The 16,054-nt window shown below is 49.5% G+C and carries 14 protein-coding genes; 4 read left to right on the top strand and 10 right to left on the bottom strand.

All coding sequences use genetic code 11. The annotated features are described in order from the left end of the window. Positions 1–618: a paraquat-inducible protein A gene (locus tag K0H60_RS09190; protein WP_220057936.1), complete on the top strand. Its 618-nt coding sequence runs from the start codon at positions 1–3 to the stop codon at positions 616–618. Next, positions 605–3,241 carry a PqiB family protein gene (locus tag K0H60_RS09185; protein ID WP_220057935.1) on the top strand — a complete coding sequence of 879 codons (2,637 nt, stop codon included), beginning with the start codon at positions 605–607 and terminating at the stop codon, positions 3,239–3,241. The genes K0H60_RS09190 and K0H60_RS09185 overlap by 14 nt, the downstream gene beginning before the upstream one ends. Positions 3,242–3,391: 150 nt before the next feature. Here the strand turns inward: K0H60_RS09185 and K0H60_RS09180 are convergent, their stop codons facing one another. Further along, positions 3,392–4,618 (bottom strand): nucleoside recognition domain-containing protein, encoded by a 1,227-nt coding sequence (locus K0H60_RS09180; RefSeq protein ID WP_220057934.1) that lies wholly within the window; start codon positions 4,616–4,618, stop codon positions 3,392–3,394. A 146-nt stretch (positions 4,619–4,764) separates the two neighbouring features. Here K0H60_RS09180 and rsmF point away from each other — a divergent pair, with 146 nt between their 5' ends. After that, positions 4,765–6,213, top strand: coding sequence for a 16S rRNA (cytosine(1407)-C(5))-methyltransferase RsmF (gene rsmF, locus K0H60_RS09175; protein WP_220058139.1), 1,449 nt, complete (start codon positions 4,765–4,767; stop codon positions 6,211–6,213). 324 nt (positions 6,214–6,537) lie between these two features. Here the strand turns inward: rsmF and K0H60_RS09170 are convergent, their stop codons facing one another. The 9 genes from K0H60_RS09170 to apbC all read right to left on the bottom strand — a co-directional run bounded on the left by K0H60_RS09170 (position 6,538) and on the right by apbC (position 13,798). Then, positions 6,538–7,326 carry a TatD family hydrolase gene (locus tag K0H60_RS09170; protein ID WP_220057933.1) on the bottom strand — a complete coding sequence of 263 codons (789 nt, stop codon included), beginning with the start codon at positions 7,324–7,326 and terminating at the stop codon, positions 6,538–6,540. A 364-nt stretch (positions 7,327–7,690) separates the two neighbouring features. After that, positions 7,691–8,017 (bottom strand): PilZ domain-containing protein, encoded by a 327-nt coding sequence (locus K0H60_RS09165; RefSeq protein WP_011622439.1) that lies wholly within the window; start codon positions 8,015–8,017, stop codon positions 7,691–7,693. Between the two features lie 6 nt (positions 8,018–8,023). Beyond that, positions 8,024–8,980, bottom strand: a complete 957-nt coding sequence (gene holB / locus K0H60_RS09160; protein ID WP_220057932.1) for a DNA polymerase III subunit delta' — start codon at positions 8,978–8,980, stop codon at positions 8,024–8,026. Next, positions 8,974–9,603, bottom strand: coding sequence for a dTMP kinase (gene tmk, locus K0H60_RS09155; protein WP_220057931.1), 630 nt, complete (start codon positions 9,601–9,603; stop codon positions 8,974–8,976). Before tmk ends, holB begins: the two co-directional genes overlap by 7 nt. Then, complete coding sequence (mltG, locus tag K0H60_RS09150; RefSeq protein ID WP_220057930.1) at positions 9,600–10,610, bottom strand: endolytic transglycosylase MltG; 1,011 nt, start codon at positions 10,608–10,610, stop codon at positions 9,600–9,602. Before mltG ends, tmk begins: the two co-directional genes overlap by 4 nt. Beyond that, entirely contained in the window at positions 10,607–11,416 is an 810-nt protein-coding gene (pabC, locus tag K0H60_RS09145) for an aminodeoxychorismate lyase (protein WP_220057929.1), read from the bottom strand. Before pabC ends, mltG begins: the two co-directional genes overlap by 4 nt. 5 nt (positions 11,417–11,421) lie before the next feature. Continuing rightward, positions 11,422–12,003: a dCTP deaminase gene (dcd, locus tag K0H60_RS09140; RefSeq protein WP_011622434.1), complete on the bottom strand. Its 582-nt coding sequence runs from the start codon at positions 12,001–12,003 to the stop codon at positions 11,422–11,424. 29 nt (positions 12,004–12,032) lie between these two features. Beyond that, positions 12,033–12,671: a uridine kinase gene (udk, locus tag K0H60_RS09135; protein WP_011072566.1), complete on the bottom strand. Its 639-nt coding sequence runs from the start codon at positions 12,669–12,671 to the stop codon at positions 12,033–12,035. 11 nt (positions 12,672–12,682) lie between these two features. Then, positions 12,683–13,798, bottom strand: coding sequence for an iron-sulfur cluster carrier protein ApbC (apbC, locus tag K0H60_RS09130; protein WP_037419322.1), 1,116 nt, complete (start codon positions 13,796–13,798; stop codon positions 12,683–12,685). A 160-nt stretch (positions 13,799–13,958) separates the two neighbouring features. Between apbC and metG the strand changes: the two genes are divergently transcribed. Beyond that, a complete protein-coding gene (gene metG, locus K0H60_RS09125) occupies positions 13,959–15,989 on the top strand; it encodes a methionine--tRNA ligase (RefSeq protein ID WP_220057928.1) in 2,031 nt (676 codons plus the stop codon). Positions 15,990–16,054: the final 65 nt, after the last annotated feature.

Below are 16,054 nucleotides of genomic sequence, written 5' to 3'. Positions count from 1 at the left end.
ATGAAGCAGCAGGGGAAAGATTTAGGCCTGTGTCTGTGCCGAGTGTGCCGGCAGCTCAATAGCAGTGAAAGCACTCATTGCAGCCGCTGTGAAGCCGAGTTACAGGTGCGCGATTACAGCAGCTTACAAAAAAGTTGGGCGCTGCTGATCACCGCCGCCATTTTGTTGGTTCCCGCTAACCTATACCCTATTACTATGCTCACCAATCAGGGGCAAGTGCGCCACGATACGATTTTCTCTGGCATTATCCATTTAGTGCATTCGGATATGTTGCCCATCGCCATTATCGTGTTTATTGCCAGTATTTTAGTGCCTTGGGTGAAGATTATCGGTTTAGCCACTTACCTGTGCGCCATTAGCTTTAATCTGCCGATTTCAAAAAAGAAACTCATGGTGGGATTTCATATTATCGAATGGATTGGCCGCTGGTCGATGCTCGATTTGTTTGTGATTTCCCTAACCGTTGCCCTCGTCAATATGGGGCAACTACTCGATGCAAAGCCTGCACCCGCGGCCACGGCGTTTGCATTGGTGATTTTACTGACGCAACTTGCCGCAAAAGTTTTAGACACTCGTTTACTCTGGGATCGATTGGAACCTCAAGATGACACAAATTGAATCGCCAAAAGTTGTGAAGAAAAAACTCTTTTCGCCGATTTGGCTGCTCCCAATTGTGGCGCTCGCACTCGGCGCATGGCTGGGCATTAAGAGCATCAAAGAATCGGGCATTGAAATTCAGATCCACTTCCCCAGTGCCACGGGGATCGACGTGGGTAAAACCCTAGTAAAATACCAAGGTCTTACCGTCGGTAAGGTGAAAGACATTGGTATCGATGAGGATCTTAAGGGCGTAAACGTCAAAGTTATGATGGACTATCGCGCTAAGCCCTTCTTAAATAAAGAGACCCTTTTCTGGTTAGTCACTCCAAAAGCCAGCATCACAGGTGTTGAAGGCCTAGATGCGCTGTTTTCGGGCAACTATATCGCGATTCAGCCAGGTAAAGGCAATGCCGCCACTTTCTTCGAGGCTGAGCGTCAACCACCACCGATGCAAATCGGTACTGAAGGGGTGATGATTGAACTGACGGCCGATAAACTCGGCTCATTGGACGTAGGCTCGCCGGTGTTCTTTCGTCAGATCCCCGTCGGCAGTGTGGTTAGCTATCGTTTAGACGGCAACGCCAGAGTCATTATCAGCGCCTTTATCCAGGAGCAATATGCGCGTTTAGTGAAGAAAAACTCTCACTTTTGGAACGTATCCGGCGTGAAAGTAGACGCCAGTTTAGCGGGCATTAAAGTCAACACAGAGAGCCTTGCTTCGATTCTGGCGGGCGGCGTGAGTTTCAGCTCCGATGATAAAGCGCCTGCGGCACAAAATGGCGACAGTTTTGCCCTCTATGATTCCGAAACCAGCGCCCTTGGCGGAATTGAAGTCAGCCTGACCATGAACGATGGCAACGCGATTGATAAAGGCACTCGCATTGTGTATCGCGGCATCACCATTGGCACTCTGCAAAGCAAACAACTCACCGCAACAGGCGTGACTGCGGTGGCAAAGTTTGAGCCTGAATACGTCAACCTGTTAACCAGTGACGGGCTGTTTTGGCTTGAAGGCGCGGATATTTCGCTCTCTGGGATCAAAAACCCCGAACGCTTACTCACGGGCAGCGTGATTAACTTTTTACCCGGCACCAATGCCAATACCGCGCTGCCAAGCAGTTTTGCCCTGCAAGAATCGGCGCCCGATCTACTGAAGGCCAAGAAACGTCAGCTCACTATCACCTCGACTGAAAACATGGGTCTCACTGCTGGCGCTGAAGTGCGTTACAAGCAGCTGCCTATCGGTCAGGTGCTGGCGGTGAAATTAACTAAAGATCTGTCGGCCGTTGAATATCAACTCGAGCTGCAACCTGAGTTTGCCAGCTTAGTTCGCAGTGATAGCTATTTTATCCCCGAGTCGGCGCTGAGCATCGATGCCTCCCTCGATGGAGTGTCGGTGAAAACCCGCGATATGGCGACCCTCACCAAAGGGGCTGTAAGTCTTATCCCAGGAACGAGCGACACACCACTTGCGGCCAATACTCGCCTGTCACTCTTTAGCTCGATAGATGAAGCAAAACAGTTTTTTGCTCGGCAGCAACGTCTGTACTTTACCCTCACCAGCGTAGATGGCGCCGATGTCAGCCAAGGCTCACCGATTTACTATAAAAAAATGCAAATCGGTAGCGTGGAATCAGTCAACTGGCAGAGTAAAACCGAAGACTTTGCGATTAAGATCGCTATCGATAAGCAGTTCCAACCCTTAGTGCAAAAACCTAAAGTGTTTTGGCGCAACAGTGCTGTGGATGTCAGTGCCAGTCTTGCGGGTATTGATGTCGCCGTCGCGCCACTACTGGGCGCATTAAAAGGCAGCATCAGCTTAGGTTTGTTGGACAGCTCAACGACTGAACCTAATGCGGCACTTAAACTATACGAAAGCAAACAGCTCGCCTTAGCCCAGGCTCAAGCCATCAAACTCACCTTACCCGCCTCGGCGAAATTGGCCGCCAAAGCCGCCATTCGTTACCAAGGCCATCAGGTGGGTGAGGTGACGCAAGTTAAGCTCAATACCGACTTAACTACCCTCACGGCAACGGCTTATCTCTATGGCGACTATGCCGAGCACTTCAGCCGCAGTGATACTGAATACCATATGGTTGATGCGCAAATCTCCCTAGCGGGGATCAAAGCGCCAGAAACCTTAATTACTGGACCTTATATTGGCGTGTTACCGGGTAAGAGCAACCAAAAAGCCACCCACTTCCAAGCCAAATTGGTTGAGAGCAGCTATGCCAACGTGGCCGAAGATGCGCTTAAGTTTACCTTAGAGAATAGCAACCTTGGCTCGATGAAAGTCGGCACGCCTATCTTCTTCCGTGGTATTAAAGTCGGCCAAATCGATGGTTATAGTCTGTCGTCTCAAGGTAACAGTGTGCTAATGCAAGCGCATATTGAGCCGCAGTACAGTCACTTAGTGAATCAGAGCAGTCAGTTCTGGGACGCTTCAGGCATTAAAGTCGATGTGGGGATTTTCTCTGGTGCGCAAATTGAAGCTGGCTCGCTCGAAACCCTATTGGCGGGCGGCATTAATGTCGCTACCAAGGAAACGACACAAACAGGTAATCGCTTAAGCCAAGGTGCAGTAATTAAGTTGCAACACAAGGCCCAGAGCGAATGGCAGGAATGGGCTCCGGCCCAATAAAATCAAGCCTTATCTGTAGTTTGGCAAACTTGATTGAATTCGATATCACTTAAAAATCAGGCGCATTAGATAAACTCTAATGCGCCTGATTTTTATCCGCTAAAGCAACGGTCTACTTTTGCTGTCAATCAGCTCTTCTCAATTGCATCCTTATCCATAAAACCAATAACAAACTGCAATCGCAGCGCAGATCCCCGCAAAGTCAGCCGTTAAGCCACAGGCGAGTGCATGGCGCCCGTGACGGATCCCAACGGAGCCAAAGTAAACTGCCAGCACATAAAAAGTCGTTTCAGTGCTCCCTTGGAAAATCGCTGCCAAGCGCCCCGCAAAGGAGTCCACACCGTGGTGCGCCATAGTTTCGAGCATCATGGCCCGCGCGCCCGAGCCGCTAAAAGGCTTCATTAATGCGGTTGGCATTGCATCGACAAAGCGAGTATCAAACCCGAAAAGACTCACGCCACTGACAATCAGTTGCAGCAGGTAATCCAACGCGCCCGATGCCCTGAGTAAGCCAATCGCCAGCAGCATGGCTAACAGATACGGAATAAGTTGAATCGATTGGTTAAATCCCGCCTTGGCGCCTTCGATAAACTCATCATAAATCGCCACTTTTCGCACGCCAGCCACCAGCACAAAACTAAAAACTAACAGTAGCAATACCCCGTTGCCCAAGGCGGTCGACACTGTGCCAATCGCGTCTGCCGTTAAGGTCATCAAATAAAAGCCACTGGCAACTAATGCCGACAGCAGTACTGCGCCATATCCGAGCACCACGGCATTGAGCAGTGAAAGCCGCTGCACAACGGCGACGATCAGAAGCCCCGCTAAGGTTGAGGCAGATGTGGCGAGGAGTATCGGTAAAAAAATGTCCGCAGGTGCGGCGGCGCCCTGCTGAGCACGGTACAAAAACACTGTGACAGGGACTAAGGTCACCGAGGAGGTATTGAGCACTAAAAATAGAATTTGTGCATTGGTCGCAACGGTTTTGACCGGATTAAGACTCTGCAAATCCTGCATTGCCTTAAGCCCCAATGGCGTTGCAGCATTATCTAGCCCAAACACGTTGGCCGTTAAGTTCATCGTCATACTGCCAAATGCGGGGTGCCCCTTGGGCACTTCGGGCATTAAGTTGCGCAGCAGCGGCTCAAACACAAAGGCAATCGCCCCGACAACCCCTGCCTTTTCACCAATTCGCATTAATCCCATCCACAGGGACAAAACGCCCACTAAGCCTAAGGCGATTTCAGCGGCGAGTTTAGCGCTGTCAAACAGGGCCTCTACCGCGTTGGCAAGTACGTCGATATGCCCATTAAATAGCTGTACCGCCATCGCCAGCAGTGACGTGAGGAAAAACACTAACCACACCCGATTTAGCACTCAGCCGCTTCCTTATTCTTATTCATGCTTTGTCTTTATGTTGCTTTAATGACAGGTTTTTGATGGCAAAAGCCAAGGGAGAAAATCCCAGCCCAGTAAGGGATTATGATATACTTACCGCAGTTGATACACAGCCTAATCCCGTTATGGTTCAATTAAATCAAAATTTTATCAATACTATTGCCCAAGAACTGCCCTCCCATCTCTCAATGGATGACTTTATCGCGGCCTGTTCGAGGCCGCTACGCCGCTCGATTCGCGTCAACACCTTAAAGATCAGCACTGAAGACTTTAAGCGCTTAATGCAACCCAAGGGATGGATCTTTGAGCCCATTCCATGGTGTGAGGATGGCTTCTGGATAAGCTACGATGAAGAAGAGCAGCTCGGCAACGCCTTAGAGCATATTCAGGGATTGTTCTATATCCAAGAAGCCAGCTCCATGTTGCCCCCCACAGCGCTATTTACCCCAAATGCGAATTGGCAATGTGTATTAGATTTAGCCTCGGCACCTGGCTCTAAGACCACTCAAATCGCGGCATTAATGAATAATCAAGGCTTATTAGTCGCCAATGAATATTCCGCCAGCCGCGTCAAAGTGCTCCATGCCAATGTGCTGCGTATGGGCGCCAGTCACTGTGCCCTGACCCACTTTGATGGACGGGTATTTGGCGAGTATCTGTATGAAAGTTTTGATGCGGTATTGATTGATGCTCCCTGCGGTGGTGAAGGCACGGTCCGTAAAGATGCGGACGCGTTAAAATCTTGGTCCCTCGATGAAGTGATCGAAATTAGCGAAACCCAAAAAGCGTTAATCGAATCCGCCTTTTTGGCGTTAAAGCCGGGCGGCAGTTTGGTGTATTCCACTTGCACCCTTAATCGGCACGAAAACCAAGGCGTGTGCGAATATTTACAGCAAACCTATGGCGATGCGGCGCAATTTGAGTCCTTAAGCCAATTGTTTGATGGTGCCGAAAAAGCCACTACGCCAGAGGGCTTTTTGCACGTTTGGCCGCAAATTTACGACAGTGAAGGCTTTTTTGTCGCTAAGTTGACTAAAACCCGCTCCGTGCCCCGCCTGCTACCTGAGCCTAAATTGCAAAAGAATTTCCCCTTTACGGAGGCGAGTGCCAAACAAGCCAAAGCCATTCAAGCCTATTTTGCCGATGATCTGGGTATCGAACTGCCCGATGATCTCATTATGGTGCGCGACGATGAGTTTTGGCTCTTCCCCCATGAATTTAGAGACTTTATTGGCAAAATGCGCTTTCAGCGGATTGGGGTGAAGCTTGCCGACCACAGTAAGCATGGCTTTAAAGTCCGCCATGAGGCGATTATTGCGCTTGCGGGTAAAGCGCTTAAAGCTGGGGCAAAAAACGGCGCTAAAGTCGTAGAAGTGCACGATGAGCAGGCGAAAGAGTATTTGATGGGACGAGATATTCCCCTTGATACGGCGGGCAAAGCTCAGGGCGAAGTGATTGTCTGTTATGGCGGCGCGCCTTTAGGCATGGCTAAACATTTAGGCAATAAATTAAAAAACAGCCTGCCCAGAGACTTAGTAAAAGATAAAGTCCTATTGCTACCACCACAGGCATAACGGTTATAAATCGGCGATTTTTTAGCGAGAAATAACCTAAAAAACGGGGCGGAGAAAATGTCACTCACACTAAACTCAACTACACTGAGTCTATTGTAAAGCGCACTGCATGGCGCTTTCATCTGTAGCGCACGGCTCTTCAACGAGCCATTCCCCTAGGCCCAAACAGCTGGAATCGTTTTGGGCCTTTTTTTATGGGCTGACGCCTAATGAGTAAAGCTTTTGGGTTTTAGCTTTATGGAACGAGCTTTACTGACTGCCACTTTACCCACAACGCGTAAGTAAAGGCTTAACCTTTGCGGACTCAAGCAAGAGTTACACCTCTTATCGGCCGATTAAACGAGCCGCATCCTTAAACAAGTTAAAGAAGTTCTCACTGGTGTACTCGGCAAGCTCCTCGTAACGCTCTCCGCGCAGCTCTGCCACAAACTCAGCCACATCACGCACATAGGCGGGTTGATTCTCCTGTCCACGGTGTGGAATAGGCGCAAGATAAGGCGAATCGGTTTCCACCAATAAACGCTCTTTCGGCACTTTGCGGATCACGGTTCTTAACTCTCCGGCATTTTTAAAGGTCACAATGCCTGAAACGGAAATATAAAAACCTAAGTCAATCGCCGCCTTGGCCATTTCCCAGTTTTCCGTAAAGCAATGCAACACACCACCAACTTTGTCCGCCTGCCCCGCTTTGAGCATATTGATGGTGTCTTCACGGGCATCACGGGTATGCACAATCAGCGGCTTATTGACTTCAAGGGCTAAGGCAATTTGTTGCTCAAAACACTGTTGTTGCAGGGCTTTGGTCTCATCGGCATAAAAATAATCTAAGCCAGTTTCACCAATGGCCACCACTTTCGGATCCATCGCAAAGCGGCGAATTTGCTCAACATCTAGGCCATCTTTCACATCCAGCGGATGCACGCCCGAAGACAAAAACACTTGCTCGAAAGCGGCAACCTTGTCACGCATCGACTCGAATCCCTGCTGGCGCACATTGACACAGAGCATATAGTCGACACCGCGCGCCTTAGCGTTGGCTAAGATGAGTTCTAAGGTTTGTTGATCGGGCGCCGCTTTCAGGCGATCGAGATGGCAATGTGAATCGATAAGCACAGCAATTTCCACACAGAGAAACAAAAAAGGAGCACAAGGATACTCAGCGATGGGATCGAGGTCAAATTCTGCTAAGGCTACACTCAGCACTAAATAACCTGAGCTCGGGATAAGTAGAGCCGCTGAATAGGCATCTTTTCGGGCCTTCTTGCGTTGCTCTGTCTAACCATAGCTCGCTATGGCATACGACAGAGCGCCTTGATATGCGCAAAAATCTGCGCATTCTGTCAGAAATATTATCAACTTAAAAAACACAATTGGTTACAGCATTGATTTAGGGTGTTAAATTTAGATTTTTTCGACACTCGTTACCCCGAGTTCAGGTTCAATACTCGATGTAAACCCTAGCTGACCACGATAACAGTTACATAGTGCAGGTTAAGTCGCCGGAAGCGAGCTCACGGGATAACAATTTTTCGATATGGTGTTTATGGCTATCGGGATCAGAAACGATTTTAATCCCGATCCCCACGGGACGGCCGCCCGATGCGCCCAGCGGATTAATCCACACAACCACGCCACGAAACTCGTTTGAGGTGGTCGCGCCGGGTAAACGATAGGCAATGGTTAACGTCTCACCGAGATAATGGGTTTCCCCGGTGGCGACAAACAGCCCTGCCGGTTTAATAAACGGCATATAGGCGCGGTAAAGCTGATGTAAGGTATCAAAATTGACGACAAGATCGACCATGGCATGTTACTTATTTGTTATTTCTCTATATTCTAAGACATAACTTTGACACAAGCCTAAATAATTGACACTCGGCATTGCACTTAAGCTATGACACATTCCCATGATTTTCGCCGCCAAGTTCCCTATTTGCGCTTGCACAAACGCATCTTGGTCGCCGTACTTCAGTAAAATTTGTCTCAGGAGTAAGTATAAAACCTTAAGAGCATCAATGATTTGTTGTTCACTTATCGTTAACAAACTAGCACACAGATGGCCTGACGACAAACTTTGCGCCCAATCTTTGCGAAAACCTAACAAAGTTTGATAGCGACTCGGTTGTGTCCCATCTGTCTGCAAACTTTCGGCCAACTTTAATGGGCCTCCGACCACACTCAAACACCAAGTCACATCCTCTTGGATCTGACTGTGCTGAATTAACCAGTTTTTGATCAACATCTTAGACGGCGCCACAAAGGGAAGCCGCTGGCAACGGCTGCTAATCGTTGCCATTAAACGCGCGGGCGTATCGGAATGTAATAGCAGTAAGGTGTCTTTGCCCGGCTCTTCAAGTGTCTTGAGTAACGCATTGGCTGAGGCTGAGTTTAAGCGCTCGCTGTGGTGAATGATGGCGACGCGCCGACCACTCTGCTGGGCGGTTGCACTCAGGCGGGTACACAGCTCACGGATTTGGTCGACTTTAATTTGATGGCCATCGGCCTCAATTTGATAAAAATCGGGGTGATTACCCGCATCAAATAGCTGGCAGGACTTACAAAAACCACATCCACCCGCAGGAGTGGGTTGCGAACACATGGCGGCACGCGCCATAAACACACTCAAAAGTTCACCGCCATAGGCGGAATCGATACCCACTAGTTGCGCGTGGGGGACTTTTTGGGTTTGTAACTGGGTTAAAAACGCCTGCCTTGGCGCATCGAGCCAAGGCAGGGTTAATACATCAAAGCCGCTTTGCGTTACCATGCCATCGCCTGTAACACGGCCAGAATATCTTTATGCACTTCGGCCATGGTTTGGCTGGCATCGATAACGACAATCAGCTCATCTTCGCTGGCAAGCTTGAGGTAAGTTGCGCGCGCCCGTTCAAAAAAGTCGATGGCTTGTTGCTCAATTCTATCAAGCTCGCCCCGTTTTGCTGCGCGCTGCAGCCCAAGCTTTGGATCAAGGTCAAGATAGAGGGTTAAATCGGGTTTAAAGCCTTTAAGTGTCGCGTTACTCACGGCTTCGACTAAAGGCATTAAGCCGCGTCCACCGCCTTGGTAAGCCAAAGATGACAAATTATGCCTATCCCCTAACACCCACTTGCCTTCTGCCAGCGCGGGTTTGATCACATTGGCGACGAGCTGGGCTCTGGCGGCGTAGATCAATAAACATTCGGACTCATCACACAGAGGATCGCTTGGGTCAGCAATTTTCACTAAGTCACGAATGCGCTCGGCCAGCGGCGTACCGCCTGGCTCGCGGGTGCACACGGGTGCAAGACCAGTATGTTTTTCAATAAAATCGCGAATAAGGGCAATCGCACTCGATTTGCCTGCGCCTTCCAGTCCTTCAACAACAATGAATTTGGCGGATGCTTGGGTCATTTTTTCTTTCTCTGATAAATATCGACGGCGCGGTTATGCTCTTCCAAGGTGGTCGAAAACACATGGGTGCCATCGTTGCGCGACACAAAATACAAATAACTGACCTTGGCAGGTTTAGACACCGCCTGCAATGACGCCTTACTTGGCGCAGCAATCGGCGTTGGCGGTAAACCGAAAATCCGATAGGTGTTAAAGGGGGTCTCTTCGACGAGATCTTTACGGGTGATATTGCCTTTAAACCTGTCACCCATGCCGTAAATCACCGTTGGATCGGTTTGCAGCTTCATCCCCAGATTGAGTCGATTGATAAACACACCAGCGATTTGATCGCGCTCGAAGGCTTGGCCTGTTTCTTTCTCAACAATCGATGCCAAGATCAGCATCTGATAGGGCGATTTGAGTGGTAAACCGGGCACACGCTCCGCCCATGCTTTGGCCAGCTCCTGCTCCATCATCTTATAACTTTGGGTGAGCAGCGTCTTAGCATCGCTATCGGCGGTGTAATGGTAAGTATCGGGGAAGAATTTACCCTCAGGCAGCGCCGAATCGTCGCCCTGCTCCATCAATACCGCACTAAAGACTTCGGGGGACAACTGTAAGTGCGGCGCACTCGCAAGCTGTTGTTCCCACTCGGCAATGGTTTTGCCTTCGACTAAGGTCAGGCTGAAGGTTTTCACCTTACCATTCGCTAAATCGTTGAGTAAGTCGGCAATCGTCTGCGAAGGTGACATCTCGTAGAGACCGGTACGGATCTTCGCCAGCTCTGGGCGCAATTTCAGTAACCATTTGAGTTTCCATTTGTCTTGGATAACACCATCGGTTTCTAACTGCTGCGCTAATTGGTGCACACTGGTGCCACGGGCAATGGTTAATTCTTTGGCTTCGGTTAAGACTAAGGGGGTTTGGCTGTAATCAATAATCGTTCGATAGCCCCAATAACCAACCAAACAAGCTAAGGTCAGCAAGGTCAACAAAGTAGAACTTGCGATCAGAATGATTTTCTTCATAGTGAGAGTGAAAGTGTTTGTCTAAGATCTGCTGTCAAAGGAGAAGGAGTAAAAGTGTGCGAGTCAATCGCCAGCACATCTACTACACCTAAGACGCTGTTAGTGATAAATGCCGAGTCAAACTCCACTAAACGCTCGGCGCCAAACGGCAAACAATCGATATTCATCTGCAGTGCAAGTAAGGCTAACATAACTTGCTCGCGCATCACACCCGCGACGCCGCAGTGCGCCAACGATGGGGTAATCACTTGATTGCCTTTGACAAAAAAGATATTCGCCATCGAAGACTCAATCACCTGCCCAGTACAATCCAGCACCAACCAATCATCAAAACCCTGTGGTAAGGGCTGGGATTTGATCAACACTTGCTCGAGGCGATTAAGATGCTTTATGCCCGCCAACAAGGGTTGATGGCCTAATTGGACCGCTGACGTCGCAAGGCGAATACCCTGTTGCTGCCACAAGGCATATTGGGGTGGAATAGGATGAACTGAGACCACTTCAGTGACTTGAACCTGCTCCGGTGGCGCATAACCACGGCCACCCACGCCCCGCGTGAGCATCAATTTAATACAATGCTGTGGGTATTGCTTGGCGAGAGTATCGAGTTGTTGGCTTAGGGCTTGACTCATTTGCCAGTCGAACCCTAGCCGCGCAGCGCCAGCCGTAAGACGGGCTTGGTGCTGCTCAAAAAACAAAATGCCATGTGCGTCAGTTCGCATAGTGGCAAACAGGCCATCACCATAGGCAAGCCCTCTGTCCATGGGAGCAATGCTTGCCTGTGATACCCCATTAACCCAAATCAAGGGTATTAGTCCTGACTGATACGGCTGGCGACCGCATCTTGCTGGTCTTTATATTTCGCGTTTTTACGCTTGTTATAAGGACGCGCCACTGGGCCGCTTAAACGTTCAAAGTTTAATGCGCCAATGGTCATCCGTGGACGCAGCGCTAAAGGCAACTTACCACTGTTATAAAACTCAAGCACGATTTTACCCTGCCAACCCGGATCAATCCGGTGCGCAGTCACGTGCACCATCAGGCCTAAACGCGCCAGTGAAGAGCGGCCATCAAGCCAACCGACGATATCGGCAGGCAGCGTCACGCTCTCATAGGTTACGGCGAGCGCCAATTCACCGGGATGCAGGAAGAAGGCTTCGCCGTCAGGGATTTCGATAATTTCGCTCATCACCCGATCAAGCGCCGCCTGCACTTCCGTACTCGGACCACTCAGGTCGATAAAAGGCGCGGTATGATCTTTAAAGACGCGAAATTGCCCCCCTAATCGCACATCGACACTCACACCAGAAATCGCATCGTTGCTTGGGCGAGGTTCAATCACAATCGAGCCGTTATCAAGGGCCTGTTCAATTTCGATATCGGTTAAGCGCATCTTGCCTTTTACTCCCTGAGTTTTAGTCGTTATTTTGCCAGTAGATGTTGAATACGAGTCTTCAAAATATCGGTCGCGATACGGTTTTTACCGCCGCGAGGCACGATAATATCAGCGTATTGTTTTGAAGGTTCAATAAATTGCAGGAACATAGGACGCACTGTCTTCTTGTACTGTGAAATCACCGATTCCATCGTACGGCCACGCTCGGCCACGTCGCGGGTTAAACGGCGCAGGAAGCAAATGTCCAGCGGCGTATCCATAAACACGCTCGCATCCATCAATTCACGCAATTTAGGGTCTGTTAACAGCAGGATGCCTTCTAAAATGATCACTTTTTTCGGTGTCATTTTCACGGTTTCGGCCATACGCGTATGTTCGGTATAGCTATAGCAAGGAATATCAACAGCTTCGCCAGACTTTAGCAACTGCAAGTGCGTGCATAGCAGCTGATGGTCTAACGCCTTGGGATGGTCGTAGTTGGTTAACACACGTTCATCCATGGATAAATGACTCTGATCGCGGTAGTACGCGTCTTCGTTAATTACCCCAATCTGATCTGTGCCTAAATCGCGGCGAAGTTCGTCAAAAATCGTCTTGGCAATTAAACTCTTGCCCGATGCTGACGCGCCAGCAATTGCAATAATGACACACTGCTGAGAATTCATACCCTTAAACCTTACTCGTCATCTGATACGCTAATAGAAACTGTTTTTTGACTCTGTTTGAGAGCCAATTCGGCGCCCACTTTACGGGCAATTTCCCGATAAAGTGCCGCCACTTCACTGTCAGGCTCGGCTACAACCGTCGGCGCCCCCACATCCATGGCTTCACGGATATTGATGTGCAGCGGTAAAGCGCCTAGCAGTGGAACTTGATAACGCTCGGCCATTTTACTGCCACCGTGCGTACCAAATGGGTGTTCTTTATGGCCACACTCGGGACATAAATGGAAACTCATATTCTCAACAATCCCAAGGACCGGAATATTCACCTTTTGGAACATGGTGATGCCTTTCTTGGCATCGGCCAGTGCGATGTCCTGCGGGGTAGTCACAATCACAGCGCCACTCACAGGCACTTTTTGTGACAGGGTTAATTGAATGTCACCAGTACCCGGCGGCATGTCGACCACCAGATAATCCAATTCAGGCCACTGGGTTTCATTGAGCAGCTGCGCAAGCGCGCCCGCCGCCATAGGACCACGCCATACTGCGGCCTCATCACCACTTAACATAAAACCAATCGATTGGGCGGCAATGCCATGGGCGCTGGCGGCGCTCATGTGTTTACCATCGAGGGAAACGGGTCTGAAGTTGGGGATCCCGAGCATTAATGGGACGGAAGGACCATAAATATCGGCATCTAAAATACCGACTTGGGCACCTTCTGCAGCCAGTGCTAAGGCAAGGTTAACCGCTGTGGTCGATTTACCCACACCGCCTTTGCCTGATGCGACGGCAATCACTTGCTTCACATTGGCAATCGGTGCAATAGAGGCAATCGCCGAATACACTTTTGGTTGGAAATCGATTTCGCACTCAACTTCGTCGATGGCATCCAGCACCGCGAGTTTGTTGGTGAGAGCCATAACAGTATCACGGTATTGGGTCATACAGGGGTATGGATAGACTAAGCCAAGCTGCAAACGCTTACCTTCAATCGCCAATTTATTCACGCATCCTGCGCTCACTAACCCCTTCGCTAAATACGGGTCGATATATGCATCGAGAATGGCCAGAACGGGCCCGAGAAGATCGTCACTTAAACGATAATCAGTTTGAGTTGAAGACAAAAGAATTACCCCCACCAATAAATTTGCCCAAGTGTACCAGATAATGACAAAAACATTAGCGCAGATTTAACCCAATCGACTCAGGTTTTGATGAAAATCATCCTGTAATCGGTTAGTATCTCTACCATTATTTTTGGCCCACCACGATATTTGAGACAAGATGGCAACTTCACAACGTAAAATTCTCGTGACCAGCGCACTTCCCTACGCGAACGGACCGATTCATTTAGGTCACATGCTGGAATACATCCAGACGGATATCTGGTCGCGTTATCAAAAGCTTCGTGGACATGAGTGCCACTATATTTGTGCCGATGACGCCCACGGCACCCCGATTATGCTCAAGGCGCAGCAATTAGGCATGGCGCCTGAAGAAATGATCGCTCAAGTCAACAAAGAGCATCAGCAGGATTTCGCCGATTTTAATATCGCCTTCGATAATTATCACAGCACCCACAGTGAAGAAAACCGCGTGTTGGCGAGCGATATTTACTTAAAACTGCGCGCGAATGGCTATATCAAGAGCAAGAGCATTTCGCAATTATTTGACCCTGAAAAGTCGATGTTCCTTCCAGACCGCTTCGTCAAAGGCACCTGCCCTAAGTGTAAATCACCGGATCAATACGGCGACAACTGTGATGCTTGCGGCGCGACTTACAGCCCAACTGAGCTGATTAACCCTAAGTCAGCCGTCTCTGGCGCGACGCCTGTGATGAAGGACACTGAGCACTTCTTCTTCGACTTACCCGCCTTCGAAGACATGCTCAAAGAGTGGACTCGCTCGGGTGCACTTCAAACCGAAATGGCCAACAAACTCGACGAATGGTTCGAACAGGGTCTGCAGCAATGGGATATCACCCGCGATGCGCCTTACTTTGGCTTTGAGATCCCAGATGCACCGGGCAAATACTTCTACGTATGGTTAGATGCGCCTATCGGCTACATGGGCTCATTCAAAAACCTCTGTGACAAACGTCCAGAGCTAAGCTTTGACGAATTTTGGGCGAAGGATTCTAAGGCCGAAGTTTACCATTTTATCGGTAAAGATATCGTTTACTTCCACAGCCTGTTCTGGCCGGCCATGCTCCATGGCTCGGGTTATCGCCAACCTAACAGCGTCTACGCCCACGGTTATGTCACAGTGAACGGCGCTAAGATGTCTAAATCTAAGGGCACCTTTATTAAGGCGCGCACCTATTTAGACCACTTAGACCCTGAATACTTACGCTACTACTACGCCGCCAAATTGAGCAGCCGTATCGACGATCTCGACCTGAATTTAGAAGACTTCGTTCAGCGCGTAAACTCAGACTTAGTGGGTAAGTTGGTGAATCTCGCGTCTCGTACCGCGGGCTTTATCACTAAGCGTTTCGATGGCAAGTTGGCCAAGATTGCCGACACTAAGCTCACGGATGCGTTTTTAGCTAAGCAAGAACAAATTGCCGAGTTCTATGAAACCCGCGAATACGGTAAAGCGATGCGCGAAATCATGGCATTGGCCGATATCGCCAACGGTTTTGTCGCCGATGCAGCGCCTTGGCAGTTAGTGAAACAAGACGATCAACAGGAAGCGGCGCACCAAGTGTGCTCGAACGCCCTGAACCTGTTTCGCATTCTGGTCACTTACTTAAAACCTGTGTTACCACGTTTAGCGTTGGATGTTGAAGCCTTCTTCCAACAGACCTTAACTTGGGATGCGCTAAACCAAGATATGGCGGGACACGAAATTGCACCGTTCAAAGCCATGATGCAACGTGTTGAATTAGACAAGGTTAACGCTATGGTGGCCGACTCTAAAGAAAACCTGCAAGCCACGAGCGAGCCAGAAGCACCTAAAGGCCCATTGGCGACTGATCCAATTAGCGACACCATCAACTTTGAAGATTTCGCTAAAATCGATCTGCGTATTGCGCGTATCGTCAAAGCCGAGCATGTGGCCGAAGCCGACAAACTGTTAAAACTGCAATTGGATATCGGCGGCGAAACCCGTCAGGTATTTGCAGGCATTAAATCGGCCTACTCGCCTGAGGATCTCGAGGGTAAGCTGACTGTGATGGTCGCCAACCTTGCGCCACGTAAGATGCGTTTTGGCATGTCAGAAGGCATGGTACTGGCTGCAGGTCCTGGTGGCAGCGATTTGTGGATTTTAGAACCCCACGAAGGCGCACAACCTGGCATGCGTGTGAAGTAAGCTAGGCTAAACACGAGTCAAGCTACTGCAAAATCGATATAAGGCCGCATTTAATGCGGCCTTAT

The organism is Shewanella mangrovisoli (assembly GCF_019457635.1).
GTDB lineage: Bacteria > Pseudomonadota > Gammaproteobacteria > Enterobacterales > Shewanellaceae > Shewanella > Shewanella mangrovisoli.
This window is presented reverse-complemented; position numbering and strand designations above follow the sequence as displayed.

What these genes read in the sequence shown, in the direction of transcription:
- K0H60_RS09190 (WP_220057936.1), top strand. Translation starts at nt 1, where the DNA reads ATGAAGCAGCAGGGGAAAGATTTAGGCCTGTGTCTGTGCCGAGTGTGC.
- K0H60_RS09185 (WP_220057935.1), top strand. Translation starts at nt 605, where the DNA reads ATGACACAAATTGAATCGCCAAAAGTTGTGAAGAAAAAACTCTTTTCG.
- rsmF (WP_220058139.1), top strand. Translation starts at nt 4,765, where the DNA reads ATGGTTCAATTAAATCAAAATTTTATCAATACTATTGCCCAAGAACTG.
- K0H60_RS09165 (WP_011622439.1), bottom strand. Translation starts at nt 8,017, where the DNA reads ATGGTCGATCTTGTCGTCAATTTTGATACCTTACATCAGCTTTACCGC.
- holB (WP_220057932.1), bottom strand. Translation starts at nt 8,980, where the DNA reads ATGGTAACGCAAAGCGGCTTTGATGTATTAACCCTGCCTTGGCTCGAT.
- tmk (WP_220057931.1), bottom strand. Translation starts at nt 9,603, where the DNA reads ATGACCCAAGCATCCGCCAAATTCATTGTTGTTGAAGGACTGGAAGGC.
- mltG (WP_220057930.1), bottom strand. Translation starts at nt 10,610, where the DNA reads ATGAAGAAAATCATTCTGATCGCAAGTTCTACTTTGTTGACCTTGCTG.
- dcd (WP_011622434.1), bottom strand. Translation starts at nt 12,003, where the DNA reads ATGCGCTTAACCGATATCGAAATTGAACAGGCCCTTGATAACGGCTCG.
- udk (WP_011072566.1), bottom strand. Translation starts at nt 12,671, where the DNA reads ATGAATTCTCAGCAGTGTGTCATTATTGCAATTGCTGGCGCGTCAGCA.
- metG (WP_220057928.1), top strand. Translation starts at nt 13,959, where the DNA reads ATGGCAACTTCACAACGTAAAATTCTCGTGACCAGCGCACTTCCCTAC.